The organism is Acetobacter tropicalis (genome assembly GCF_001580915.1).
GTDB lineage: Bacteria > Pseudomonadota > Alphaproteobacteria > Acetobacterales > Acetobacteraceae > Acetobacter > Acetobacter tropicalis.
In genome coordinates, this window is the sequence record NZ_LHZQ01000183.1 from 1 (window position 1) to 25378 (window position 25378).

Consider the following 25378-nt stretch of genomic DNA (forward strand, 5'->3'; position numbering starts at 1 on the left):
TAAGATGTGTGGAAACATCCACATACCCCGCCACAACATCCCGATTGAAGTTGCCAGCATTGCCGGGGTTGGTGCCTGCCAGAGCATCAGACCCGCTGCCATAAAGAGAGTCAGGTGAGCCCGTGCCAATGGAATAGCTTTCGTACCGATAGGAGGCACCACCGGCTACGTTAATTTCATGCGGCCAGCCCGAAAACCGAAACTTGCGTGAAAGATCAAACGTGTTGCTCCACTGCGAATTATTGAAGCCCTGCACATCAAAGCGGGTGGGCGTGCGGCCCGTATCACGTTCAATGGCCGTATTGGCAGAGTTCTTCAGCCCGATATCATTGTAATCACGCCCGTAAACGGTTGAAAGATCCCAGTTCCATCCTTTGAAAACGCCTTTGATACCTGCCGTGAGTTCATAATCATTCTCCTCCATGGTTTGCAGGGGAGAATAACCGTAAGGATAAAGGGCGGCATAACCGGGATAATTGGCCAAAGAGGACGGCAGGCGATAGTTCTGGTACGATTCCGCATGACGGTGCGCATAAGTTGCCGTGCCGTAAAGCTGGATATTGTCGGTAATATCGTATCCGGCCTTGATGGCCACGCTTTCACGCGTCTGTTCCGGCTGACCCAGCACATTGTTGATTTTGGTGCCAGTGCGGGCATCAGGCGCGCTGCGATAGGTGTGATCGGTATGAAAGAAATCGCCGCTAACGTGAATGAAGCCACGCTGCCCCAGTTTGGCTCCCCCATCCAGATAAACGCCCTGCTGGAAACCATCTTTAGCCGCCGTGATGCCAGAAATGGATTGGGCATGAAAACCATGATCCTGCTTTTTCAGGATGATGTTCACCACACCGGCCACGGCATCTGACCCATACTGGGCGGATGCGCCATCACGCAGCACTTCCACATGGTCAATGGCCGCCATGGGGATCATGTCGATATCAACGGGGGTAGAGCCCTGCTGCGGGCCGGGATCTGCATACATGTTGGCTGTTGTATGGCGGCGCTTGCCATCTACCAGCACCAGCGTTTCGTTGGGATTCAGGCCACGCAGACTGATGGAATCTGTAAGGGCGCCTGTATCAAACCCACCAGTCGGCATGGTGAGAGACGGCAGAAGCTGAGCCAAAGCTTCACGCAGGTTGGGCTGCCCCGTCTGGCTCAACTGCTTGGCGGAGACTACATCAATAGGGGAAAGACTTTGCCGGGCCTTGCGCCCTGTCTCGCGCGTGCCAGTTACAATAACGCTTTCCTCGGCACCGCTTTCAACAGGAATACGTGCGGCTGTTTTGCTGACAGAGCGTACTGTGCTGGCCGCATTTTGCTGTGGCGCGGCAACAGGAGCACCTCTTGAAGTATGTGGCACGACAGTGCCCGCAGACACAGCACCAGAGTTTTTGCCCCCAGAAGACAGAGCTGTTTGCGCATAAGCGGCAACCGGCCCGGAAAAAAGAGTTGCAGCCAACAGCGCGGAGGTAAAACTGCCCCGCTGGCGCAGAACTGCCCCCCTGCCAGCCCACATGCCGCTTTTACCCTCTGACAAAAAACGCTGATGCACGAGGCATGCTCCTGACACACAAAAACACAGACAATAACGTGTTATTATCTATACAACTTTTCTTGTGGTATCATCTGGAAAGTCTGGAAACAGGCTGTATTGGCAACACTGTGTGACGGTTTCGCAACAGTTTGCACCGCTGAGGAAAGCGCCGCCTCATCTGCCTGCCTTCCTCAACGCAGGAAGATCACTCCTGTTCCAAAGACTGCAATTCATACAGTTTATGGTAAAGGCCGTCGGGTTTCTGAACCAGTTTTGCGTGCGGGCCATCTTCCACCACACGGCCGCGCTCAAACACCAGAATACGGTCCAGATCCACTACTGTCGCAAGGCGATGCGCAATAACGATTACGGTACGCCCTTCCATCAGCCGTTGCATGGCTTCCTGCACCAGCGCTTCTGACTGAGAATCCAAACTGGCCGTGGCCTCATCCATCACCAGAATAGAGGTATTGGCCAGAAACGCGCGGGCAATGGCCACACGCTGACGTTCCCCGCCAGAAAGTTTGACGCCCCTCTCACCCACCAGCGTGTCATAGCCGTCAGGCAGACGGTCAATGAAATCAGCCGCATTGGCCAGCCGGGCGGCTTCTTCAATATCTGCCTGTGTCGCATCCGGGCTGCCATAGGCAATATTGTCCGCCAGACTGCGATGAAACAGGATGGGTTCCTGCTGCACAATGGCAATTTCCGCGCGCAACGCAGATTGGCTGACAGTGGAAATATCCACACCGTCAATGGTGATACGCCCACCATCCAGTTCATAAAGCCGTTGCAACAGCTTGGTGAATGTCGATTTACCGGAACCCGACGGCCCAACCAGTCCCACGCGACTGCCTGCCGTGATGGTGATATTCAGATCAGAAAAAATCTGCTTTTTTTGTCCCGGATACTGAAAACTGACATGCTCGAACCGGATTTCGCCCTCGCGTGCCTTGAAAGGCAAAGCATTGAACGCGTCCTTCACCGTGGGTTCCGTACGCCACAGCTCAAGCAGCTCTTCCATCTCATTAACGGAACGCTGCACAACAGACACCTGCTGGCCGATATCCCGCAAGTAGCCCTGAACCAGAAAGGTCATGGTCAGTACGTAAGCAACATCACCCGGCCCAGCGAGCCCCTTGAACCATAGCCAGACCGCCGCACCCGCCAGTGTCAGCCGCATGAAGGTCACGAGAAGATTCTGGATTCCGGCGCTGTTGGTGCCGCGTGTCCATGTCAGGCAGGTGTGTTTGCGCCACTGGCCAATAACATCCTCCAGCCGCTGCTCTTCACGCTTCTCCGCGCCAAAGGCCTTGACCACCGCATTGCAGGTAATGGCATCCGCCAACGCGGCCCCCATGCGGCTGTCCCACCGGTTGGATTCCCGTGCCGTGGGCGCAACATAGCGCAAGGTCAGCAGGCAGGAGGTGGTGATGAACACCGCGGACAGAACGCCCAGCAGCACCCCCATGAAAAGCCAGTGCCATGCCAGAACCAATGTGGTCAGCACCAGCAGGCAGACTTCAGGAATGAGCATAAGCAGCAGGGTATCATCCAGCATGTCCACCGCCCACATGCCGCGTGTCAGCCTTCTTACGGTAGAACCTGCAAAGGTATTGGCATGCCAGTCTGTGGAGAGACGCTGCACCCGCGCAAAAGCCTGCGCGCCAATCTTGTGCATGACCTGCGTGGTCAGATGTGTGATGCCCAGATAGGCGGCCCGCTTGCCCAGCACATTCCCCACGCCGCACGCCGCCATGCCAACCAGCATCCAGATGGCATCCCGCATCAAAGCAGACTGTGTTGCGGGCTGCGCGACATCCGACACCAGCCGTCCGGCCAGAACGGGCATGAGCACATCCAGCACTGTGGCCACCATGACACCGGCCACAGTCACCCACAGCGGAACTGGAAAATCCAGCCAGCGGCGCATGACAAATTTCAGGACATCGACAAACAGATTTTGCCTCCGTGCGGCGGAATGCGCAGCGGAAGAGGGGGTATTCATAAGGAAATTCCGAAAAATAGCTCAGGAAAACTGAGAAAACAGGCCATATCTGGTCCGTTTATGTATCGTGCCCCATTCTTTTTAGCAAACCAGAACCGTGCTCAGGCCACACTCTGCCAATGGACGCACCAGCCTGGAGCGGGATAAACTGCCCCCATGGTCAAACAGCCCCCGCCCTCATCCCGCCGTGCCACGCAGCCCGCAACCTCCAAACGGAAGGTTGCTGCCAGCCCGAAAAAACCGAAGGCAGCGGCAAAAGACAAAGCAGCACCTGTTGAGGACGCAAAGACTGTCACGCAGGCCCCACGTGACATGACCAAAGAGGAAATTCGTCTTTTTCTGACCGATCTTTCCCACGCGTGGCCCAATGCAGTGACAGAACTGCATTACACCACGCCTTTCACGCTGCTGGTGGCGGTAGTGCTCTCTGCACAGGCGACGGATGCATCCGTCAATCGTGTTACGCCGGGCCTGTTTGCGGATGCCCCTACGCCAGCCGCCATGGTGCAGTTGGGGGAAGAAGGCGTGGGCGAACACATTCGCACTATCGGGCTATGGCGCAACAAGGCCAAAAATGTGGTGGAACTCTCCCGCCAGTTGCTGGAACGGCATGATGGACAGGTTCCCGGTACGCGGGACCAACTGGAAGCGTTGGCAGGGGTCGGCCGCAAAACAGCCAATGTGGTCCTGAATGTTGCGTTCAATCAGCCCACAGTGCCGGTAGATACGCATGTGTTCCGACTGGCCAACCGCACCGGGCTGGGGCGGGGCAAAACGGTGGAGGCGGTGGAAACCGCACTGGAGAAGCGTATTCCACCGGAAATGATCCGTGATTCCCACCATTGGATGATTTTGCAGGGCCGTTACGTGTGTAAGGCGCGTAAGCCGGAATGCTGGCGCTGCGCTGCCAGTGCGCCGTGCCTGTTCCCAGCCAAGACGGACAGACCCGTCAGCAAACCGCCGCGTCAGAGCACATAGGCCGGTTTTCTGTTTGGCCAGAGCATGCGCGCTCCCTGCCCTGCCCGACCTGATAGCGTATGCTCTCTGTCATGCATGTGCCAAAAAATCGATCAGTTCTGTTCGGCAAGCCGTAAGCTACTCACCAGCTTCTTCGGCTGACGCAGGCTTTTGGAGATACGTCAAAAGTAAACAGTCGAAACCGCCTAGGTTTTTGAACCTGAAAGACAGGTGTGAGGGCACGCGGCAAACCCATCTGGACGAAACACCCGCAGATCCATGGCCAAAACCGGTTACCCCTGAACCCGGCAGAGTTTTGCAACAGCCTTTTACAGCCAGCCGGAAAGGTCCTGCCGGGCGAGTTGTTCCAGCATATCCACACAGGCGGGGCTATCATTCAGGCACGGCAAAAGCGTGAAGGCTTCTCCGCCTTTGGCCATGAACTCATCACGCACTTCGTTGCCAATTTCATCCAGCGTTTCAATGCAGTCGGCCATGAAACCGGGCGTAATGACCGCAATATTCTTCACCCCTTTTTCGGGAAGGGCTTCAATAAAGGGCGCGGTATAGGGCTCCAGCCATTTGGTGGGCCCAAAGCGGGACTGGAACGTAAGCGGCAGTGTTTCCGCAGTCATCCCCAAGGCAGCGCGGAGGGCTTCCACCGTGCGGATGCAGTCCGCCAGATAGGAATCTCCCTTGTCCACATACTCCTGCGGCAAGCCATGAAAGGACGCCACCACCATCTGCGGCGGGGAGGCAAGGGGTGCCAGCCCGTGCCGCACGGAATCGGCCAGTGCCTTGATATAGGCCGGATGATCAGGAAACGGAGGCAATGTGCGCACAGCAGGCTGGTTACGCAGACGCATCAGCGCACGAAAAAGCTGATCATTCGCCGTAGCAGTCGTGGTGGCGCTGTATTGCGGATAGAGCGGCATAGCCAGAATGCGGTCACACCCATGTTCCAGCAGTTCCCGCACACCCGCCGCAACGGATGGCTTGCCATAGCGCATGCCCCACGCCACGGGCACGTCATCCTGAATGAAGCGCTGGGCCAGGCTTTCCGCCTGTGCACGAGTATAGCCGCGCAGGGGGCTTTCATTACGGGTTTTATCCCAGATACGCTCATACGCCTTGCCGCTTTTACCGGGGCGTACCGTCAGGACAACACCCTGCAAAATGGGCTGCCAGAGCACAGGAGAGCCTTCTATCACCCGGCGGTCAGACAGAAATTCGGACAGGTAGCGCCGCACGGAGCGGTATCCGGTATCATCAGGCGTGCCGAGATTCAGGAGCAGAATACCGGGGCGGCCTTCAAACGCGGCTGTGCCATCAGGGCGTTTACGTGGGGGAATATGGTGAAAAACCATGATCTTTTTCCTGAACCCGAACAGCCCTTGGCCGAACGTCTTTTAAAACAAACGGCCTTTTGCCAGCCTGCCATGCCAACGGATTTACGTGGCCAGAGTTTTCATGCCCCGTTTTATGCACTTGAGCATAAGGGAGGGCAACGAGAGCGCATCCACCCCGGTTGCGGGAGCCAGAAACCCCTCCTGTACGGCCTGATTGGAAAAACGGCTTATGCGTGCAGCATAGACCGTGACCTGCAGCGTGAAGTGCGTGAACACATGCTTGACCATGCCGCAGTCCTGCCATTCGGTCTGCACAGGGGCGTGGGTCAGGGCTTCCTCCGTGCTCCACGGCTCGGTGCGCCATGGGGTGCCGGGCAATTCTGTCATGGCGGCAAGTAGCCCTTTTTCTGGCCGCTTGCGTAAAAGCACCTGCCCGGCAGCATCAATCACCAGAAAATGCGCACCGTATCGCACCGGCTTGACCGCCTTGGGGGCGCGGCGCGGCAAGGTTGCGGCTATGCCCGCCTTGTGCGCCGCGCAGACCGTAACCCACGGGCACAGCCCGCAAGCCGGGGAGCGCGGCGAACATAGGGACGCGCCCAGATCAAATAGCGCCTGCGCAAAATCGGACGGACGTTTCTGCGCTTCTTTATCCGCGTTCAGGCCAGAAGCGAGAGCCGCAAGTTTTTTGCGCGATGCCGGAAGAGGCTCTTCTATGACAAACAGGCGCGAGGTAATGCGCTCCACATTGCCATCCACCGGCACCACGGGCACGCCGAAGGCAATGGCGGCCACAGCGGCAGCGGTATAGGCCCCTATTCCCGGCAGGGTAAGCAAGCCTTCCACTGTGTTGGGAAAGCCGCCAAGCTCCACCACCTTCTGCGCACAGGCATGCAGGTTTCGGGCGCGGGAATAATAACCCAGGCCCGCCCACGCGGAGAGCACATCATCCCGATCCGCCGCAGCCAAAGCCTGCACGGTTGGAAATTTTTCCAGAAAACGATGATAATACGGCCCAACCGCCTTGACGGTGGTCTGCTGAAGCATGATCTCGCTCAACCAGACCGCGTAAGGATCTGCCGTCTGGCCGGGGCCAGAACGCCACGGCAGCACACGGCGATGACGATCATACCAGTCAAGCAGGGAACGGGCGGGCGGGGTTTTCACGGAGGACGTTATGACGAAGGAGAGTCTCTCCGGCAAGACGGGAGCGAAGAAAACACGGGCAACCACCCGCTCCGCACCTTCGGCCAGAAGCAGTGCGAAAACAGGCACGGCACCCCAGAGAGAGGGGAAGCCGTCCCTTGAGCAATCAGCCCAGACTGCGGGCAAGACGACCGACCATGCCGCAAGCAAAACCGGACCAGCCGAGCCACCGCGCCGCGCCATGACGGCGCGGAGTCTGGCCGCCCTTCTGCCTGCCGTGACCGCCCCGGCCTTTCGCCGCCGCAACCCGGCCAGCGTGCAGCTTTTTACGGACTGGAGCGATATTGTCGGCCCGGCTCATGCCGCCGTGACAACCCCCAGCAAGCTGGCGGCAGGCACCCTGACCATTGCATGCGCTGGCCCGGTTGCCATGGAACTGCAACATCTGAGCGATGCGCTAATTGCCCGTATCAATACCTGGTGCGGGCAGGCACTAGTAGCACGCCTGCGCTTTGTGCAGGACCCCAAGGCAGGCATGCGCCCTGCCGCAGCCAGACGGTCCCCCTCCCTCCGCCCTGCCCCCAAATGCAGCGTGCCCGACATGCAGGAGAGCCCGTTAAAGGAGGCTCTGGAGGCGTTGGGCGCACAGATTCTGCGGGAAAAGCAGAAGCGATAACATCCGCGCGACGGCGTATGTCTTTCACAGATCTGTCCTGATCCCCTCTTGAAATTGACACATTCATGGCGCGTTACGTCGGCCAGAAAATCTACGCCTGCGAAAGGCGCAAACTTCTGAAGAAGACCATGACACCTAAACCCGCCTTTCTGACTGCCGCCGCCCGCCGCGCCCTGCGCCGACATGGCCGCACCAGCCTGTCTGACCTGCATTTTCTGGAACAATGGGCCACCAGCCCGGACAACAACGCCGCCAGCATTCTGCGCGCCGGGCAGATCAGACGCACCAACCCGGACCTGATGCAGGACATCACGACTGCCATGCCCGGAAAAACACGCAGAACGACGCTTCGGTAAGAAACAGGATCACCCGACGCCATACTCGGATCACGCATCGCCCGTATTCCGTATAGCGGCCTCTCCTTTCTGCCCCTCCGTTATGGATTGCATCCACAGAGCAACAAAGGCACCATGCGGGCATGAACAGGGCATACGGCATTCAGAAAGCAGACATTTCCCCCAAACGGGCGCTTTCTACCCTGTTTCTTGGCGGTCTGGCGGTTCTTTCTGCCTGTGCGGGGCCATCATCACGCCCCACGTCCTACCGCGCGCCGGGGCCTGCGGTTGACCAGTGGGGACCGTATATTCAGGAAGCCTCCACCCGCTTTTCCATTCCCCAATCCTGGATCCGTGCGGTCATGCAGCAGGAATCCGGAGGGCACCAGTATATCCGGGGGCATCTGGTGCGGTCTGTGCATGGGGCTGTGGGCCTGATGCAGCTTAAACCGGGCACCTATATGGAACTGGCCCACCGGTATCATCTTGGTTCCGATCCCTATAATCCGCATGACAATATCATGGCGGGCAGTGGCTATATTCGTGAACTGTATGATCGTTTCGGGTCACCGGATTTTCTGGCCGCCTATAATTGTGGCCCCCAGTGCGCGGAGAATCATCGCTCCCGTGGCACGGCGCTGCCCGGTTATGCCAAAACCTACATGGCCGCCATCAAGCCGCATCTGAACGACCCCATCCCCGCCATGTTGCAACCTACCCAGATTGCTTACGCCCCGGCCCCTACGCCGCCCGTTACCGTCACGGCAGTTACCGCTCCGGCTTCTGCGTCCCTCAGCCAGCAGACTGTGGGAACGGCACCACCCTTGCAGGATGATCTTGCGCCCCCAGCCCCCATGGGTGCCTCAGCTGAGTCTGGGGCTGGCGCAGATGACGGTATTCCTGTCTCCAGCACCACGGTAGCCCAAACCACGCCTGCAACGGCTGGTCCCGTTTCTTATGCAGCCGCACCAACTTCCCCGGCAGCAGTGCGGGCTGCATGGGGGCAGAACGCCGCCTACAGCACGGGGAACGCCATCATCCAGATTGGCGCATTCTCCACGCAGGAACGGGCACAGCGCGCTGCGGCACTGGCCAGACAATCCTCCACCGCGCTGGCAAATGCCGTCAGCCGGATTGAACCTGTCAACGCAGGCGGCTCGGGGCGTCCCATATGGCGCACCCGGCTTGCAGGCCTGCCCGCCGATCAGACAGACAATATCTGCACCAGCCTGCGCCAGCAGGGGATGTCCTGCGTGCTGGTGATCACCCAATAAGACGTAATTTGAAACGTCCGTGTTGGGGGCTATGAGCCGTTTTTGAGGCTATCATGAAGGATCTGACAGCCTCATGCAGAGCCATTGAGCCGGAAATCCCGCGCATTCCGGCGCAAAAAGCCCTGCCGAACCGACAGGGCTGAGTGCTCCAACCGCCTCCACACTGAAGCAACGGGCGGTATCCTCGTGCAGTAGAGAGATACCGTGCCCATCGCTGCGGCTGTCCTAAGGTCGGAAAGACTCCCACACACCATGCCGCCATTGCACGCAGACGCTTGGCGGGATTGCCCCGACAGGATATGAAGGCACAATAGACCTGATTGACCATGAACCGGACCTGACCTGCCGCAAGCAGACAGGACTGGGAACATCGACGCCCGCGCGCCGAAGGAGCCGTATCGACATTATGCCACGTCGTCTCATGCCCTGCCGTCCCACTCCCGGTTCTTCCGCACGCCGCATACCGGGCGTTTCCTGCCTTTCCGTTGCAGCCCTGCTGGGGGTGGTGCTTCTGCCTGCCTGCTCCAGTGGTCCACGCTCCTCCACGGATCTGACAGCCCCGCGCAACCATCTGCTGGCTGAAGATCGCGGTGCATCTGGCGGAGAGGACAAGCTGAAAGGCGGCGTAAACGCCTATCTGTGGCGCGCCACGCTGGATACCATTTCCTTCATGCCCGTTGCCACGGCAGATGCTGAAGGCGGCATTATCCTGACGGACTGGTACACACCACCCGCCGCGCATAATGAACGCTTCAAGATTACCGCGTTCATTCTTGACCGCCGCCTGCGCTCCGACGCGCTGCGTCTGTCCGTGTTCCGGCAGGTGAAGGAAGGCGATGAATGGGTGGATTCTCCGCCCGCTGCCAACACTGCATCTGACATTGCCGCCCGTATTCTCTCCCGCGCCCGCAAGCTGCGCGCGGACAACGGCAACCGGGACGACTGACGTCCCGGCTTTTCCTGCCGTTTCCCTCTCTCCCCAGTGACCCGCACGAGTTCCATGACACAGCCCGCCAACACGCCTGCCGCACCGGCTCCTGCCGCCGTTTCCTACGATTTCCAGTCTGTTGAACCGCGCTGGCAGAAAGCATGGGATGAAGCGAGCATCTTCACGGTACCGGATGTGCCCCCGGCAGACCGCCCGAAATATTACGTGCTGGAGATGTTCCCCTACCCATCTGGCCAGTTGCACATGGGCCACGTGCGCAACTACGCGCTGGGTGACGTGATTGCCCGCTACAAACGGGCACGGGGCTACGCGGTGCTGCACCCCATGGGCTGGGACGCCTTTGGCCTGCCAGCAGAAAACGCAGCGCGTGAACGCGGTGTGCATCCGCAAGAATGGACGCTGAACAATATTGCCGCCATGCGTACCACGTTGCAGCGGCTTGGCTTCTCCCTGAACTGGGACCGCGAGATTGCTACCTGTCTGCCTGATTATTACGGCAAGCAGCAGAAACTGTTTCTGGACTTTTTGCAGGCCGGACTGGTGGAACGGCGGGAAAGCTGGGTGAACTGGGACCCGGTGGATCAGACCGTTCTGGCCAACGAGCAGGTGGTAGACGGCCGGGGATGGCGTTCCGGCGCGCCTATCGAGAAAAAGCAGCTTTCGCAGTGGTTCCTCAAGATCACCGATTTTGCGGAAGACCTGCTGGATGGCCTGAAAACGCTGGATCGCTGGCCGGACCGTGTGCGCACCATGCAGGAACGCTGGATTGGCCGCTCGGAAGGGGCTCGCGTCCGTTTCTCCTTACACGCACCGCCGCATGGGCTGGACACAAACCTGAACGCTGTTGAAGTGTTCACCACCCGGCCGGATACGCTGTTTGGCATGTCCTTTCTGGCCATTGCCCCAGATCATCCGCTGGCGGAATGGGCAGGCAAGCAGAACCCTGAAGCTGCTGCGTTCATTGCCGAATGTCGTCGTCTTGGCACATCCGTGGAAGCAGTGGAAACGGCAGAAAAGCGTGGGTTTGATACGGACCTGCGCGTCAATCACCCGTTCCTTGACCAGAGCTTCCCGGTCTGGATCGCCAATTTTGTGCTGATGGATTACGGCACGGGCGCGCTGTTCGGCTGCCCGTCCGGTGACCAGCGCGACCTTGATTTCGCACATAAATACAATCTGCCAGTAACGCCTGTTGTTCTGCCACCGGGCAAGGATCAGGCGGACTTTGCCATCACCAAAACCGCCTTCACCGGTGATGGCACCATGATCAACTCCGGCTTTCTGGACGGTCTTTCAACGGAAGAAGCCCGCCGTGAAGCCATTGCACGGCTGGAAGACATGGGCGTGGGCAATGGCGTGGTCAACTGGCGCCTGCGTGACTGGGGCGTTTCGCGCCAGCGGTACTGGGGCTGCCCCATTCCGGTCATTCACTGTGAAAGCTGCGGGGCTGTGCCGGTTCCCGATGACCAGCTTCCGGTTAAACTGCCGGAAGATGTCACCTTCGACAAACCGGGCAACCCGCTGGATCACCACCCCACATGGAAGCATGTGGCCTGCCCCAAATGCGGCAAGCCCGCCACCCGTGAAACAGACACGTTTGATACGTTTGTTGATAGCTCGTGGTATTTTGCCCGCTTTACGGCACCCCATGCTGATACCCCTACCGTGCGCGCCGCGGCGGATGGCTGGCTGGCAGTTGACCAGTATATTGGCGGCATTGAACACGCCATTCTGCATCTGCTCTATGCCCGCTTCTTCACCCGCGCGATGAAGAAGACCGGCCATCTGGACGTAAGCGAACCCTTTGCCGGGCTGTTTACGCAGGGCATGGTCAGCCATGAAAGCTACAAGGATTCCGCTGGCAACTGGCTGTATCCGGAAGAAGTGGAGCGCAAGGGCGATGGCGCGGTCAAACGCGGAACGGAAGAACCCGTAACCGTTGGCCGTGTGGAGAAAATGTCCAAATCCAAGCGCAACACAGTGGCCCCGGTGGCCATTATCGAGCGCTTTGGGGCTGACACCGCCCGCTGGTTCGTTCTGTCTGACAGCCCGCCCGAACGCGATATGGAATGGACGGAAGCCGGGGTTTCCGGCGCTGCCCGTTTTGCACAACGTCTGTTCCGCGTTGTCCGCACAGTTGCCCAGACAGTGCCCGCGCAGGAAAGCTGCCCGGCCGAGATCGCCCCGCAGGCCGATGCGCTCCGCCGTGCCAACCACCGCACCATTGCGGCGGTAACCGAAGCGCTGGAAGGCTTTACCATCAACGTGGCGGTAGCACGTATTCATGAACTGACATCTGCTCTGGCCGAAGCCGAAAAAACGGCAGACCTGCCCGGCATGGCGTTTGCCCGGCGTGAAGCGGCCCGCACCCTTTGCCTGCTGTGCGCCCCCATGATGCCGCATCTGGCCGAGGAAATGTACGCCCAGCTTGAACCCGGCACATCCATGGTGGTGGAACAACCGTGGCCGGAAGCAGACCCCAGTCTGCTGGCTGCAACGCAGGTGACCATTGCAGTGCAGATCATGGGCAAGCTGCGCGGCACCATTGAAGCGGCTCCGGATGAAGACAAGGATGCCGTGGTGGCCCGTGCAGAAGCCGAACCCAATGTGGCCCGGCTGCTTGAAGGCAAGCGTATTGTCAAACGCGTGCATGTGCCCAACCGCATTGTAAACTTTGTAACGGCAGGCTGATGCAAAAAACCCGCTCCCTCCGGAAGGCGCTCGCTCTTCCCCTGACGGCTCTCCCCCTGCTGGTGTTGCCCGCAGCCCTCAGCGGCTGCGGATTCCAACCCCTGTATGGCGAGCAGAAGGGTGAGACCACGCCGGAAGTGGAACTGAAGCGGGTTTATGTTGCCAATATTCCTGAACGCTCCGGCCAGCAGTTACGGCTGGCATTGCAGCAGAACATGGCGGGCGACGGCCCCGAAGACCCGGATGGTTATACGCTGATTGTGCATCCCTCCTTCGGGCAGGAATCTATTGATATCCACTCGGACAACACATCCGGCCGGGTGCGCATGAATGCCCATGCCCACTGGCAGCTTCTGACTGTTGAACAATACCCCAAACTGCTGGCGCAGGGTGATGCCTCCACAATGGATGGATACACCAGCACGTACGAACAGTATTTTGCCCAGACCCTGAACAGTGAAACAGCAATCGGGCGCGTGGCACAGACTCTGGCCGAGCAGGTGACCCAGCAGGTAGCCACATGGTTCCGGACCCACGCCGCACCATCCCGCAGGCGTGATCAAGGCCCCGCGGCCTACTACCCAACCCCCAACGCCATTCCGGATTCCGAAAAACAGGCCCCCATGGAACAGGAAGGGGCTGACGCCATTCCCGATATGGCAACAGGCCGCAACGCCCCCAACGCGGGTTCTTTGTAATTTCTGGCGCGGCAGGAAAGCCGAACCATGAAGATTGATGCCCGTTCCCTGCCCCGCGTTACCCAGAACCCTGGCGCATGGCGTGTTATCCTGTTGCACGGAGACGATACCGGGCTGATCCGTGAGCGCGCGCAGGATGCCACACGCAAGATTGCGGGCTCGACCGATGATCCGTTTCGGGTTTCCGTGCTGGACAAGGAAACCCATGACCGGCTTGAAGAAGAAGCCACTGCCCTTTCCCTGATGGGCGGCCGCCGCGTGGTGCGGGTGCGTGATGCCTCTGACTCACTGCTGAAAGCTGTGAGCCACGTGCTGGAACAGCCCACCGATACAGTGGTTATTCTGGAATCACCCAGCCTACCCTCGCGCTCCAAACTGCGGGCCTTGCTGGAAAAACGACCGGACTGCGCCAGCGTTGGCTGCTATCCGGAGGAAGGCCGCACGCTGGAAGCCACCATTACCCAGATGCTGGCAGCCCACACGGTGCGCATTGAACCGGACGCCCTGCACTGGCTGATGGGCCGACTGGGTGCAGACCGGGGGGCCGCCCGCAGCGAAGTGGAAAAACTGGCCCTGTATGCCGGAGACACCGGCACACTCACGCTGGATGACGCCCGTGCCTGCATTGGAGATGCAGGTAGCGTTTCCATTGAGGACGCCGCTTTTGCCGCCACGGAAGGTCGCCGCGCGGATGCTGATCTGGCCATTGAGCGGGCTCTGGCGGAGGGCACCAGCCCCATTACCATAGCCCGTGCGTTTCTAAGCCACCTGAACCGCCTGCGGCGGGTGCGCGCGGCCATGGCCGAGGGGGAAAGTCGGTCAGACGCCATGAAAGCCCTCAGGCCGCCAGTGTTTTTCAAACGGACAAATGGATTCGGTCGGTCTCTTGATCTTTGGCCTCTGGCGGCCCTGACACAGGCCCTGGAAGACACACAGGCGCTGGAACTGGCCTGCAAACAGACCGGCGCGCCCGACCAGCTTTTATGTAAACGCTATGTGGCTACGCTGGCCGCAAAAGCCGCACGCGCCGCACGCCGTTAAACCGTGGGGCAGTATCCGGCACCGCCGCCTCTTGCCCCCGTTCCGGCTTTCAGTATAGATGAAAGAGTGTGTCCGCGTAGCTCAGTAGGATAGAGCACAGGATTCCTAATGCAATTGGGCGCCATGACAGGAAACATCATGGTGTATCCGCTCAAAGTCGGGGAACGCTCTGGTCCACTCGGACCGTGCCGATCCCGAGCCAAGCCAGCCCTGCCACGCAGGGCCGGAAGGTGTAGAGACTGGACGGGCGGTGCCTACGGGCCACTTCGGTGGCCTAAGGCAAAGGGACAGTCCAGACCACGAACATCTGCCAACGGCATCTGCCCGGCAGATGGCGGTGAAAACCGAAGTGGGAAGAATCCTGGGGCCGTGGGTTCGAATCCCGCCGCGGACACCATTCACCAGCTTTTTTGTGGGTTATACAGGTGGAGGGTTCTAAAAGCCCGCCACTCTCGGTTACATCACGATCATAACCCATTGATATTGTTACCGGCAGAATGGCTGTCTACCCGTTTTTAAGATTTTCATGTCTTTTGTGGAATATTTTTGATTCCACGCCATCACAGATGGTGCCTAAACGCACGCAAAGAACAACCAGTTTCATTCACGTTCTAAATTTTAACGTTGCTGTTAAATGTATTGTAACTATAAGAAGGATAAGTCACCCTGTTTTTAAAAGGTTTGATAGATCAATATATTTTTGGGACAGATACCATGGTGCAAAAAATTACCCGAGAAATTGAGATTGCTCTGATCCAGGCAGCATCAGCCTTTACGGTGGAATTCATGCGCAGCTTCCATTGTCTTTACCCAGAAAATGACTCACCAAATCAGAAAAACAGGAAAATTCCTCAAGAATTTGATGAACGTTTTATCGCAATGTATTTCAATAATACGCTGTTTGCTCTCAAAGATAGCTATGAGGCGGATAGGCCTGATTTCTAGCCAGGTCTGTTCTAACAGCCATCCGGCAGTGCCGGATGGCTGCATGACCGGCGAAGTCTCCTAGTGATTCAATACGCAGCAATATTCTAACGGATGCAGCAGGCCAGTGGTAAGCCTCAGCTTTGCACGACCACTTTTTCAAGCTGTACCAATCAACTATTTACTGTCTGTGGCCCGATCAAGGGTGCGACCAGCTTTTTCGGCAGGTCCTTTAGGAGGATCAAATGTATCCTGCACTTTTTCTCCAAATGTCCGCTTCTGCGGTTTGCAAGCTGTGGCAGATAGGCCAACAACAGACAACGCAAGAACCATAACCAGTAATCGACGCATCCAGCATCTCCTTCAAAAAAGAGTTACAGGTCAAACATCTGAACGGGATAAAGGTTTCTGGGGCCTTTTATCAGTCGGGCATCCATACTGTTTGCCGGGACCACTTTATAAAGGCGGAAACGTACCCAATACCATGCATCGTTTTAACTGGCGTTTGAAGAAGCCGGACGAACAAACGCAAAGCGGGCCACCCCTTCGACATACCCTCTTTTTTTGGGCGCAGCTTTCTTGCCAGCGGCAATATTCTGTAACAGCGGCAGCGTGGACTGATCTCCACGTAACAAGCCAATCAGAGCGCGCGCTCTCAGCACTTCATCTTCATTGGCAAGACTATAATAAATGGTGCGTGATTCCCGACGCGGGACAATAATATCCGCCCGGCGCAATGTCCCCAGTTGCTGGCTCAAGGTCGGCTGGCCAATGCCTGTTTGAATCTCCAGTTCGCTCACACCCAAAGGGCCAGCCAGCAACGCATCCAGAATAAGCAGCCGCTGCGGCTGAGCAAAGAGTTTCAGCCGCTCAACCAGCAGTTTTGCCTCCTCCAGAGAAAGAGCGGTCATCCCCTTCCCTCCTGCTTGAGAGACATGAACCACGCGGGGCCCGCTGCCGCCACGGCATCCTGTGTCTGCACTGCCGGGCACATGACTGGCTCACCCGGCTGCCAGCCTTCCGGTGTCAGCACATCATCTTCCGCTACCTGCTGTAGCGCCTTAAGCAGCCGGAGCAATTCTTTTACAGAGCGGCCTACCGTTGGCGGATACCACGTTATGGCCTGCACAATGCCTTCCGGATCAATCACGTAAACAGCGCGCACCGTCACACTACTCTGGGCCGTTGTGTCCAGCATGCCATAGGCACGAGCAATAGCCATGGAAGGATCTTCCACAATGGGGAAAGGAATACTCACCCCAAAACGCTCCCGTATCGCCTCAACCCATGCCAGATGAGAGGGAAGACTATCGACAGAGAGCCCGACAAGCGCACAGTTCAATGCCTGAAACTGCGGCGCAGCACGCGCAAGGGCAATAAATTCGCTCGTGCAAACCGGCGTGAAATCAGCCGGATGCGCAAACAGCATGACCCAGTGCCCCCGCAAGGAACTGAAGGTCAATTCGCCCTGCGTGGTGCGCGCCACAAAGTCTGGCACGGCATCACCAATCTGAAGAATGGCCCGAGAAAGGGAGCTCGGGCAGGGGTCCAACGTTTGGTCGCTCATAATGTGTTTCTAAGCGGATTGTTCTGCTTGACGCAAGATGGTTTCGCATTTAATGAAAATGAATATTCATGTTTATATAAACTTATAAACAATCCAAGGACGCTACCGATGACGGACGCACCCCTCGCCGCTGCAACACACCAGATCCTGATGACCGAGCGTGGTGTTAGCCCCAAACCGGTTATCAGAACCTTTTTTGATGAAGCCACCTTTACTGCCAGCCACGTGGTGCATGACCCCAATACCAAGGCGGCGGCTATTATTGATAGTGTGCTGGATTATGAAGCCTCTTCCGGCCGCACCTCCTATGCATCTGCCGAAAAGATTGTGGCCTATATCCATGCAGAAGGCCTGCACGTAGAATGGCAGCTTGAAACGCACGCCCACGCGGATCACCTTTCTGCTGCGCCGTGGCTACAGGAACAGGTAGGCGGCAAACTAGGTATTGGGGCTGATATTGTCACGGTGCAGAAAGTCTTTGGCAAAATTTTCAATGCCGGAAGTCAGTTCGCCCGCGATGGCTCCCAGTTTGACAGGCTGTTTCATGACGGCGAGCTCTTCAAGATTGGTACGCTGGACGCCATAGCGCTGCACGTACCCGGTCACACCCCGGCCGACATGGCTTTCATTATCGGGGATGCCGCCTTTATTGGGGATACCCTGTTCATGCCGGATTACGGCACAGCCCGCGCAGACTTTCCCGGCGGGGATGCCCGCATGCTGTTCCACTCCATTCATCGCCTTCTCAAGCTCCCCAAACAGACACGCCTTTTCCTGTGCCATGATTACAAAGCACCAGGCCGTGATACCTTTGCATGGGAAACTACGGTGGGAGCTGAACGCGCCCATAACGTGCATGTGCATGATGGCGTAACAGAAGACGATTTTGTGCAGATGCGCACCACCCGTGATGCCAAACTCTCTCTTCCCAACCTCATCATGCCTTCCGTGCAGGTGAACATACGGGGCGGCCACATGCCTGAGCCAGAAGATAACGGCGTGAGCTATATCAAGATCCCCATCAATAAAATGTAAAAATACTCAGTTTTTTAGATGGTTTTTTCAGGTAAGAATTTTACAGTATGTCAGACCCGCTTCTCCACACCGGACTGGAAATTTTCTCTGGCATGCTTGTCGGGTTTACATTAGGCCTGATTGGCGGGGGCGGCTCCATTCTGGCTGTGCCGCTCATGGTGTATCTGGTTGGTGTTTCCAACCCGCATGTTGCCATAGGCACCAGTGCACTGGCTGTTGCTATCAATGCACTGGTGGGGCTAGCCCAACACGCCCGGGCCCATACCGTGAAATGGAGATGCGCCGCCATTTTTGCCTCCTGCGGCGTAGCAGGCGCATTTGTAGGGGCAGCCGTTGGCAAAGCGGTGGATGGCAAACGCCTGTTGCTATGCTTTGCCATTCTCATGATTGGGGTAGGTATTCTCATGCTCCGCGGACGGCGCAATCAGGGTTGCCCGGGCGCAAGCTGTAATCGTGATAATGCCGCAAAAGTAGCGGGCTTTGGTTTAGGCACAGGTGTGCTTTCCGGATTTTTTGGTATTGGCGGCGGCTTTTTGATTGTGCCGGGCCTAATCGCCTCAACAGGTATGCCTATTCTCAATGCCGTTGGCACATCTCTTGTTGCAGTAGCTGCGTTTGGCCTGAGTACAGCCGCCAGCTACATGATGTCCGGTTATATAGACTGGCAACTTGCAGCCCTGTTTATTGTGGGTGGGGCCGTGGGTAGCGTGGCAGGTACCCGCACCGCCCGCTCCATGGCCCGCTCTACCGGCAGCCTGACAACTTTTTTTGCAGGCGTTATTTTCTGTGTCGCCATTTACATGATCTGGCAGAGCCTTCGCTCTCTTTAGTTATAAATTCTTATAGTTTATAAGTATCGTTCCTGACAAAAAGGACCATTGGCACTACACCGGACCTGTGACGCAGATTTTTCTGCTCCTTTTTTGTTTACTGATTATGCAGTGCTCCATAGGTGCTGGGTCCTATGAAGTAACTCTGATGGGGTGCGCTTCTGAGCACTCCGCTCCAAACAGCAAAGCACCTCTTCTAGGATTTACTCTGCTTCTGGGCGTACAGGCGGGCCTCTGCCAACGCTGTATGCAGTTGGGGGAAAATGTTTTCTGCTCCCAGAACATCTGAAAGGGCATGCCGGTTCATGTCAGATCTGAGATACGACGAAACCCGACCGAATATCACCCGTATGTGCTGCTGTTGCAGCAGACTCAAAACATTTCGCACAGCAACAGCCGCTGAATAATCAACATCCGTTATGGCGCTGGCATCAATCACGATACAATGGACGGGTGGATGAGATGTTTCTGCAATAAGCCGTAAATCTTCAACAAAGCGATGACAGTTTGCATAAAACAGATCTGCGCAGAAGCGATAGACCACAACTCCGCTCTCCGGCTGAAGTCCGGCTTTAACAGACTGGGCCTCCATAGCGCCTGTTTGCGTATCTTCTTTCAGGATCATGGTATGAGGCTGATAACTGTGCCGAACATGCCGGAAAAGGGATAGCGCTATAGCGATGAAAATCCCCTGCTCCACCCCCAACCCGACCACCGTTAAAGCCGTGATCATGGCAAGACCGAACTCTCCGGGGCTTTCCCGGCGGATATGCCATAACGTGCGCACCTGTATCATGCTTATGGCAACATTGAAGACAATTGCACCCAGCACACAGCGCGGCAGAAATTGCAAAGGTTTTGTAAGAAACAGCAAGACGCACACTGTTATGGCGGCAAACACAAGCTGCGCCTTCTGGCTCCGTGCACCAACCCTGACAGCCATGGCGGTTTGTGTCGGGCTACCATTAACGGCAAAAGCACCACTGAGGGCAGCAACGGCGTTGGCAGCACTCAGGCCGAGAATATCTGCGTTCTCATCAACAGTTTCATTAAACTGATCAGCCATGGCACGTGAGGTTGCAGCACTTTGCGCAATCATCACAAACACGCAGGATGTAGCCACGGGTAGGAGGGCCAGCATGTCATCCCACCCCACCCAAGGGATATTCAAAACAGGCAGCCCCCCCTCAACCGGGCCCACGACAGAAAGCCCATGTACCTGAAAACGGTAAAACCAGCTTGCACAAATACTGCTGCCTACCACCAGCAAAGCCCAAGGCTTATGAGGGAGAAAACGGTTACCCAGAAACAGGCTCATACTAACCAGGGCAGAGAGCAGGAAAGCCTGTGGCACTGCATGAGGAAGCGCCTGCAAAAATTCCCATACCTGATAGAGTGGTTGATGCGTATGTGCGCTCAGGCCCAGCATATCAAAAAGCATGACAAGCCCTACCTGAATACCAACCCCAGCCATGAACCCCACCAGCACAGTGCGGGACAGAAAATCAGCCAGAAACCCAAGCCGGAATAAGCGCGCCACTAACAAAAAGCCTGCGCATAGCAACGCAACCATACTGACAAGCGCCCTGTAATGCACAGAACCTGGCTCAGCCATTTGAGAAAGTGCGCTTGAAAGAATAGCCGCCGTTGCGGAATCTGCCGCCACGACCAGATGGCGGGATGAACCAAATGCCGCAAAGGCCACAAGTGGCAGCAGCAGCGTATAAAGCCCCGTAACAGCCGGCATACCCGCAATACGAGCATATCCCAGTACTTGCGGAATGTTCATGGAAGCCAGAGAAAGACCCGCAACCCCATCACGCACCCACCCACGCAGGCCATCTGCTGTTTTAAACCGACTGCGCCATTGCTTTAGTGCGGGCCACCACATCTCACAGCATCCTCATGCTTTTCTGTTACATGAAAGGCTGTTTGAAAAATCTGTCATTTTTTCCAGAGATCGCTTTCATGCTTCTCTTCGTAACTGACTTTCCAAACAGCCTTCAGAATGCTTGTGCCTTTATTCCGCGCGTTCGTCACCTTCCATGAGGTTCATCATGCTCTTTGTGTTAGGCAGCCTTGTTTGGTCTCAGGCCTTATTCCCGTGGACACGCACAAAAAAACGGAGCCCGACGGAAAGCACCTCTATAGAGTGCGTCCCCTCAGAGCTCCGTTTCCGACCAGAAGGGAGAAAGAAAACCCTTTCTCCTTTCTCTAAAATCAGCGACTTAACGGGTTTGGGTGGTGTATTTGTCCGAGCGTTCCTTATGGCAGGCGGCAGGTAGCACGCCAGTGAGGGCTCTGACTGCGGCCTCACGCGATAGGCCACTTTGCTCTGCCAGCTTTTCAATAACGTGAACTGGCAGAAGCTTTGTTACCACGTCTTCCGTAGTTGCATCCGGGCGGCGTTCCTGATCCCACTGGGCAAGCTGCTCATTCAGACCATGAATTTGCGCATTCTGGCGCAGTTCGTGCTCGCCACTATTTCCGTTATGCTCCAGATACTGCACCAGCGCCGAAAACAGGCCCGATGTATCCGTGGTTGCCGCAGTAAGGGTATCTGCGGCTTTGGTGAAAACTGAGTTCAACTGTTCCGTTGCTGAGGCGGTCATATCGTTCCTCCTTGAAAGGTGGACGGACAGTCTGCCAACAGACACTCTGATAGGAGCTTGGGCAGAACCCGGCATGTCCGCCGGGTGGTCCGTTTCATAGTGGTTCAGTGTTTCCAACGACCGGCATCCACATCTGTTGCATCGTTTTTTATCAATCCAGATCAAAAAATTTCCGTAACATACGGAAGATGGTGTCATTATCTGAATAATTCTGAAAATCTCTTACATGAAAATAACCTGTCCCCGCCGCTGCAAGGCTGAGTGCCGTAGCAAAACTAATTCCCCCTGTGGAGCCGGTAACAATGGCCTTCAGGCCAGACAGATCAAACTGCATGCCAGCGTTCCCCTAATGGTGTTCTCTTTACAGGTTGCCTCAATCCTTCTGTTGCGGTGCTAACGCACAGCCTGAGACTTAACTGGCTTCACAACACTGCACGGCGCATGAAGTTCAGTCCCAATGCTGCATGGCAGCCACCACAAGCCTATTCCGCAGCCGCTGCGCCCTGATACCGAAAACGAGCCGTTGCAGCCTCACAACCATATGCGCTTGCCAACGCCCCAGCCTGCACGGAAAGTTCATTTACGGCTTTGATAATATAATCCACCTTGGCATCATCCATCAGCACACTGAAGTTCAGGCGCACCCAGCCGGGTTTTTCAAGCTCCTGCCCGGCCTGAATGGCCTGTTGCAATAAGCGGGACTGTTCCTGATCAATACCCAAAACCCTGTGAGCGTATGGGCCAGCACACGCACACCCACCGCGCGCCTGAATACCGTACACGTCAGATAGCATGCGGGTGAACAACTGATGATGCACGCGCCGTCCTGCATCATCTTTCACACAAAACGAGAAAATAGGCAGATGCTCTCTTGCGTGCGGGTTCCCTAGTATTTGCAAATGCGGGTTGGCCTGCCAGCTTTCATATGCATGCTGATACAAAGCCGCATTGCGGTGCGCCATATACTGGGCGCCAATGGCCTCTTTTACCAAAAAGCACAGTGCGGCCCGAATATCCCCCACACTATCTGGTGTGCCCGCCTCTTCCCGCGCAACAATGCTCCCTGAATACTCGTGACCCCAAGGAGAGACAAATCGCACAGTCCCCCCGCCGGGCAATGAGGGGCATGATGCCTCCACTGTGGCCTCGCGCACAATCAGTACGCCGGACGCACTCGGCCCCCCAATAAATTTGTGGCACGAAACCACAACGGCGTCTTTCTCCCACGGCGTGCCTGCCTTCATGTCTATGGGCATATAGGGGCCGGCCCCGGCATAATCCCATACTGCTCTGGCACCGTAACGTTTCAGAATTTCCGTAACAACGTCAACATCTGTTACAATACCCGTCACATTGGATGCCGCTGAAAACGCGCCTATTGTCAGGCGTTGTGGGTCTGCCTTGGCCAGACAGACCTCAAGCTGTTGTAAATCTGGTCCGCCCTCGGGCGCTTCCTGAATTTCCACCAGTTCGGCACCACTTTCCCGCCACGGCAGAATATTGGAATGGTGTTCATATGGGCCCAGCAGAACCAGAGGCTTCTCTCCTGCCTGCACCGCCTGAGCAACCCCCAGCAGATGCACAAGACGGTTCAACCCGGCCGTAGCACCATTACCCGCAAAGATGGTGGCATATCCGTGCTCGGCCCCACACAACCGCGCAATGGTCTGGCGGGCCGCCAGACGCAGACGGTTCATCACCTGCCCGCAGAAAGAGGCCTCTGTATGGCTGTTAGCGTAGTAGGGCAGAACATCTGTCGCGATGGTTTTTTCAATGCACCCCAGTGCCCGACCTGATGCCACATAATCGGCATAGACCAGAGACTTGACGCCAAACGGGCCGGCGATCGGCAGGCCATCCCCAATCACATCCTCTCCCAAACGGGCCATCACATCTCGCCCACGCAGGTTTTCGGCAAAACGGGTAAAAAGAGATTCTGGGCCAGCCATCATAATGCTTTCTCTGCTTTTTGCTCGGGGATACAGCAGCATCAGAATAGAATGTGCTGGATCAGAAAAATTCACCTTTCTCATGCTTGATGCCGCGCAGAACCGATCATATGATCGCATATGGACCAGAAACTAGATCATCTTGATCGCGCCCTGTTGCGCCTGCTCCAGCAGGATGCCTCGCTTTCCCAACGGGATCTGGCGGAGCGGGTGGGAATGTCTCAAAACGCCTGCTGGCGGCGGTTGCAGCACCTACGCGTAACGGGCGTTCTGCAAGGCGAGACTGCGCGCATCAACCGGGCCGCTACGGAACTGGGGCTGACTGTGTTTGTGCTGATCAAAACGCGCCACCACGCCCAAAGCTGGCTGGAAGATTTTAAGAAAATTGTTCTCTCCATTCCCAATATTATCGATTTTTACAGAATTGCCGGGGAATATGATTACATGCTGAAAATTGCAGCCCGGGACATGAATGCGTTTGACGCCATTTACCGCAAGATCATTGAAAAAATAGATATTGATACCGTGACATCCTACATGGCTATGGAAGCTATTGCCGATAACCGCCCCCTCCCCCTGTAAGTGTTTCTCTCTTTTTAAACTTACCTTGATAGAACAGGATATATCTTATGACAGTGACCCTCTACCATAACCCGGCCTGTAGCACCTCCCGCACTGTATTGGGCATGATACAGGACGCCGGGATAACACCGGAGATTGTGCTTTATCTGAAAACGCCCCCCAGCCGGGACAAGCTGAAAGAATTGGTCAAGCAGACGGGTCTGACGCCACGCGGTCTGCTCCGCCAGAAAGGCGCTTTGTATGAAGACCTTGGGCTGGCGCGTGAGGATGTATCAGATGACGCCATTCTGGATGCCATGACAGCCCACCCTGAACTGATCAACCGGCCGATTGTTGTCACCCCACTTGGGGCGCGTCTGTGCCGCCCGAAAGAACTGGTATTTGAAGTCCTGCCCACAGCCTGAACGAGTCTTCTAGAAACAGTTATCCAAAAAATGTTCAGAGCAACTTTCTGGTTGTCAGGTCTGGTTCAAAGGAGGTGCGCTGAAGGTGCGAGCGTATAATCGGCCCGCACATAAGCTCCCCTTCCGCTTGGCTTTAAAAAATGCGGCACAAAAAAGGGCAGAATCCCCACCCGGATTCTGCCCTTTCCTGAAAAACCCTTTTCTTAAAGACGACTCAGTATTCCACCACGGTACGAATACTTTCGCCCTTCGCCATCATATCGAAGCCCTCGTTAATCCGTTCCAGAGGCAATTTGTGGGTGATTAGATCATCAATATTGATCTTGTGCTCCATGTACCAATCCACAATTTTGGGCACATCCGTGCGGCCACGCGCTCCACCAAAGGCAGACCCGATCCACCGCCGACCAGTAACAAGCTGGAAAGGCCGCGTGCTGATTTCCTGTCCGGCCGCCGCTACCCCAATAATGGTGGAAACACCCCAGCCACGATGGGCACTTTCCAACGCCTGACGCATCAACGTGGGGTTGCCAACGCATTCAAACGTGTAGTCCGCGCCGCCGTCCGTCAGTTCAATCAGGTGACCCACAACATCACCATTCGGGCCAAGATCTTTCGGGTTTACAAAGTCTGTCATGCCGAACTTGCGGGCAATGGCTTCGCGGTCCGGGTTGATGTCTACACCAATGATGCGGTCGGCCCCCACCATTTTGGCTCCCTGAATCACATTCAGCCCAATACCGCCAAGCCCGAAGACCACCACGGTTGAACCCGGTTCCACCTTGGCGGTAAACAACACCGCCCCAATGCCAGT

At 56.7% G+C, this 25378-nt stretch carries 25 protein-coding genes; 13 read left to right on the plus strand and 12 right to left on the minus strand.

Translation table 11 applies throughout. The features are described 5' to 3' along the window. Together AD944_RS04790 and AD944_RS04795 are read right to left on the minus strand one after the other, a co-directional pair. Window positions 1–1519, minus strand: a 1519-nt coding sequence (locus AD944_RS04790; protein ID WP_248845806.1) for a TonB-dependent receptor plug domain-containing protein, incomplete at its 3' end; no start/stop codon positions are given. A 223-nt stretch (window positions 1520–1742) separates the two neighbouring features. Next, window positions 1743–3545, minus strand: a complete 1803-nt coding sequence (locus AD944_RS04795; RefSeq protein ID WP_045541295.1) for an ABC transporter ATP-binding protein — start codon at window positions 3543–3545, stop codon at window positions 1743–1745. A gap of 156 nt (window positions 3546–3701) precedes the next feature. On the opposite strand from AD944_RS04795, the gene nth reads away from it, so the two are divergent. Further along, window positions 3702–4523, plus strand: coding sequence for an endonuclease III (gene nth, locus AD944_RS04800; RefSeq protein WP_045541294.1), 822 nt, complete (start codon window positions 3702–3704; stop codon window positions 4521–4523). A gap of 308 nt (window positions 4524–4831) precedes the next feature. Here nth and hemH read toward each other — a convergent pair whose 3' ends face one another. Continuing rightward, window positions 4832–5869 (minus strand): ferrochelatase, encoded by a 1038-nt coding sequence (gene hemH, locus AD944_RS04805; RefSeq protein ID WP_045541293.1) that lies wholly within the window; start codon window positions 5867–5869, stop codon window positions 4832–4834. Between the two features lie 84 nt (window positions 5870–5953). Then, window positions 5954–7018, minus strand: a complete 1065-nt coding sequence (locus AD944_RS04810) for an A/G-specific adenine glycosylase (protein ID WP_045541299.1) — start codon at window positions 7016–7018, stop codon at window positions 5954–5956. 220 nt (window positions 7019–7238) lie between these two features. Here AD944_RS04810 and AD944_RS04815 point away from each other — a divergent pair, with 220 nt between their 5' ends. From AD944_RS04815 to AD944_RS04850, 8 genes are all read left to right on the plus strand, one after another. Then, window positions 7239–7673, plus strand: coding sequence for a DUF721 domain-containing protein (locus tag AD944_RS04815; RefSeq protein ID WP_045541292.1), 435 nt, complete (start codon window positions 7239–7241; stop codon window positions 7671–7673). A gap of 65 nt (window positions 7674–7738) precedes the next feature. Next, entirely contained in the window at window positions 7739–8029 is a 291-nt protein-coding gene (locus tag AD944_RS04820; RefSeq protein WP_052427063.1) for a hypothetical protein, read from the plus strand. Between the two features lie 122 nt (window positions 8030–8151). Continuing rightward, window positions 8152–9282, plus strand: coding sequence for a lytic transglycosylase domain-containing protein (locus tag AD944_RS04825; RefSeq protein WP_052427062.1), 1131 nt, complete (start codon window positions 8152–8154; stop codon window positions 9280–9282). A gap of 406 nt (window positions 9283–9688) precedes the next feature. Beyond that, on the plus strand, window positions 9689–10228 hold the full coding sequence (locus AD944_RS04830; protein ID WP_035380590.1) for a DUF3576 domain-containing protein: 540 nt from the start codon (window positions 9689–9691) through the stop codon (window positions 10226–10228). 54 nt (window positions 10229–10282) lie between these two features. Next, window positions 10283–12922, plus strand: a complete 2640-nt coding sequence (leuS, locus tag AD944_RS04835; protein ID WP_045541291.1) for a leucine--tRNA ligase — start codon at window positions 10283–10285, stop codon at window positions 12920–12922. Next, complete coding sequence (locus AD944_RS04840) at window positions 12922–13620, plus strand: LPS assembly lipoprotein LptE (protein WP_045541290.1); 699 nt, start codon at window positions 12922–12924, stop codon at window positions 13618–13620. Before leuS ends, AD944_RS04840 begins: the two co-directional genes overlap by 1 nt. Window positions 13621–13647: 27 nt before the next feature. Continuing rightward, window positions 13648–14661, plus strand: a complete 1014-nt coding sequence (gene holA, locus AD944_RS04845; protein WP_045541289.1) for a DNA polymerase III subunit delta — start codon at window positions 13648–13650, stop codon at window positions 14659–14661. Window positions 14662–15375: 714 nt separating this feature from the next. Then, entirely contained in the window at window positions 15376–15606 is a 231-nt protein-coding gene (locus AD944_RS04850) for a hypothetical protein (protein ID WP_145912742.1), read from the plus strand. Between the two features lie 156 nt (window positions 15607–15762). On the opposite strand, the gene AD944_RS17030 is transcribed toward AD944_RS04850, so the two are convergent. The 3 genes from AD944_RS17030 to AD944_RS04860 all read right to left on the minus strand — a co-directional run bounded on the left by AD944_RS17030 (window position 15763) and on the right by AD944_RS04860 (window position 17152). Further along, a complete protein-coding gene (locus AD944_RS17030; protein ID WP_166443758.1) occupies window positions 15763–15936 on the minus strand; it encodes a hypothetical protein in 174 nt (57 codons plus the stop codon). A 143-nt stretch (window positions 15937–16079) separates the two neighbouring features. Beyond that, entirely contained in the window at window positions 16080–16496 is a 417-nt protein-coding gene (locus AD944_RS04855; protein WP_035380604.1) for an ArsR/SmtB family transcription factor, read from the minus strand. Continuing rightward, a complete protein-coding gene (locus tag AD944_RS04860) occupies window positions 16493–17152 on the minus strand; it encodes a peroxiredoxin (protein WP_045541287.1) in 660 nt (219 codons plus the stop codon). The genes AD944_RS04855 and AD944_RS04860 overlap by 4 nt, the downstream gene beginning before the upstream one ends. A gap of 108 nt (window positions 17153–17260) precedes the next feature. Between AD944_RS04860 and AD944_RS04865 the strand changes: the two genes are divergently transcribed. Both AD944_RS04865 and AD944_RS04870 read left to right on the plus strand, forming a co-directional pair. Beyond that, entirely contained in the window at window positions 17261–18187 is a 927-nt protein-coding gene (locus tag AD944_RS04865) for an MBL fold metallo-hydrolase (protein WP_045541286.1), read from the plus strand. A 47-nt stretch (window positions 18188–18234) separates the two neighbouring features. Further along, window positions 18235–19017 (plus strand): sulfite exporter TauE/SafE family protein, encoded by a 783-nt coding sequence (locus AD944_RS04870; RefSeq protein WP_035380608.1) that lies wholly within the window; start codon window positions 18235–18237, stop codon window positions 19015–19017. A 196-nt stretch (window positions 19018–19213) separates the two neighbouring features. On the opposite strand, the gene AD944_RS04875 is transcribed toward AD944_RS04870, so the two are convergent. The 4 genes from AD944_RS04875 to AD944_RS04890 form a co-directional block, all read right to left on the minus strand. Continuing rightward, window positions 19214–20908 (minus strand): SulP family inorganic anion transporter, encoded by a 1695-nt coding sequence (locus tag AD944_RS04875; RefSeq protein WP_045541285.1) that lies wholly within the window; start codon window positions 20906–20908, stop codon window positions 19214–19216. Window positions 20909–21245: 337 nt separating this feature from the next. Then, on the minus strand, window positions 21246–21629 hold the full coding sequence (locus tag AD944_RS04880; RefSeq protein WP_045541284.1) for a YidB family protein: 384 nt from the start codon (window positions 21627–21629) through the stop codon (window positions 21246–21248). A gap of 151 nt (window positions 21630–21780) precedes the next feature. After that, on the minus strand, window positions 21781–21963 hold the full coding sequence (locus tag AD944_RS17240) for a hypothetical protein (RefSeq protein ID WP_045541283.1): 183 nt from the start codon (window positions 21961–21963) through the stop codon (window positions 21781–21783). Window positions 21964–22111: 148 nt separating this feature from the next. Further along, window positions 22112–23581, minus strand: a complete 1470-nt coding sequence (locus AD944_RS04890) for an aminotransferase class V-fold PLP-dependent enzyme (protein ID WP_052427064.1) — start codon at window positions 23579–23581, stop codon at window positions 22112–22114. A 117-nt stretch (window positions 23582–23698) separates the two neighbouring features. Here AD944_RS04890 and AD944_RS04895 point away from each other — a divergent pair, with 117 nt between their 5' ends. After that, window positions 23699–24160, plus strand: a complete 462-nt coding sequence (locus tag AD944_RS04895) for an Lrp/AsnC family transcriptional regulator (RefSeq protein ID WP_035380612.1) — start codon at window positions 23699–23701, stop codon at window positions 24158–24160. A gap of 47 nt (window positions 24161–24207) precedes the next feature. Beyond that, window positions 24208–24564, plus strand: coding sequence for an arsenate reductase (glutaredoxin) (arsC, locus tag AD944_RS04900; RefSeq protein WP_035380614.1), 357 nt, complete (start codon window positions 24208–24210; stop codon window positions 24562–24564). A gap of 214 nt (window positions 24565–24778) precedes the next feature. Here arsC and AD944_RS04905 read toward each other — a convergent pair. Beyond that, the coding region (locus AD944_RS04905) for a zinc-binding dehydrogenase (protein ID WP_156477248.1) at window positions 24779–25378 on the minus strand (600 nt) is incomplete at its 5' end.

Coding starts and splice junctions, on each gene's coding strand:
- AD944_RS04860 (WP_045541287.1), bottom strand. CDS start 17,152: ATGAGCGACCAAACGTTGGACCCCTGCCCGAGCTCCCTTTCTCGGGCC.
- AD944_RS04875 (WP_045541285.1), bottom strand. CDS start 20,908: ATGTGGTGGCCCGCACTAAAGCAATGGCGCAGTCGGTTTAAAACAGCA.
- arsC (WP_035380614.1), top strand. CDS start 24,208: ATGACAGTGACCCTCTACCATAACCCGGCCTGTAGCACCTCCCGCACT.
- AD944_RS17240 (WP_045541283.1), bottom strand. CDS start 21,963: ATGCAGTTTGATCTGTCTGGCCTGAAGGCCATTGTTACCGGCTCCACA.
- AD944_RS04840 (WP_045541290.1), top strand. CDS start 12,922: ATGCAAAAAACCCGCTCCCTCCGGAAGGCGCTCGCTCTTCCCCTGACG.
- AD944_RS04815 (WP_045541292.1), top strand. CDS start 7,239: ATGACGGCGCGGAGTCTGGCCGCCCTTCTGCCTGCCGTGACCGCCCCG.
- holA (WP_045541289.1), top strand. CDS start 13,648: ATGAAGATTGATGCCCGTTCCCTGCCCCGCGTTACCCAGAACCCTGGC.
- AD944_RS17030 (WP_166443758.1), bottom strand. CDS start 15,936: ATGCGTCGATTACTGGTTATGGTTCTTGCGTTGTCTGTTGTTGGCCTA.
- AD944_RS04850 (WP_145912742.1), top strand. CDS start 15,376: ATGGTGCAAAAAATTACCCGAGAAATTGAGATTGCTCTGATCCAGGCA.
- nth (WP_045541294.1), top strand. CDS start 3,702: ATGGTCAAACAGCCCCCGCCCTCATCCCGCCGTGCCACGCAGCCCGCA.
- AD944_RS04825 (WP_052427062.1), top strand. CDS start 8,152: ATGAACAGGGCATACGGCATTCAGAAAGCAGACATTTCCCCCAAACGG.
- leuS (WP_045541291.1), top strand. CDS start 10,283: ATGACACAGCCCGCCAACACGCCTGCCGCACCGGCTCCTGCCGCCGTT.
- AD944_RS04880 (WP_045541284.1), bottom strand. CDS start 21,629: ATGACCGCCTCAGCAACGGAACAGTTGAACTCAGTTTTCACCAAAGCC.
- AD944_RS04895 (WP_035380612.1), top strand. CDS start 23,699: ATGGACCAGAAACTAGATCATCTTGATCGCGCCCTGTTGCGCCTGCTC.
- AD944_RS04890 (WP_052427064.1), bottom strand. CDS start 23,581: ATGATGGCTGGCCCAGAATCTCTTTTTACCCGTTTTGCCGAAAACCTG.
- AD944_RS04870 (WP_035380608.1), top strand. CDS start 18,235: ATGTCAGACCCGCTTCTCCACACCGGACTGGAAATTTTCTCTGGCATG.
- AD944_RS04855 (WP_035380604.1), bottom strand. CDS start 16,496: ATGACCGCTCTTTCTCTGGAGGAGGCAAAACTGCTGGTTGAGCGGCTG.
- AD944_RS04830 (WP_035380590.1), top strand. CDS start 9,689: ATGCCACGTCGTCTCATGCCCTGCCGTCCCACTCCCGGTTCTTCCGCA.
- AD944_RS04865 (WP_045541286.1), top strand. CDS start 17,261: ATGACGGACGCACCCCTCGCCGCTGCAACACACCAGATCCTGATGACC.
- AD944_RS04795 (WP_045541295.1), bottom strand. CDS start 3,545: ATGAATACCCCCTCTTCCGCTGCGCATTCCGCCGCACGGAGGCAAAAT.
- AD944_RS04820 (WP_052427063.1), top strand. CDS start 7,739: ATGGCGCGTTACGTCGGCCAGAAAATCTACGCCTGCGAAAGGCGCAAA.
- hemH (WP_045541293.1), bottom strand. CDS start 5,869: ATGGTTTTTCACCATATTCCCCCACGTAAACGCCCTGATGGCACAGCC.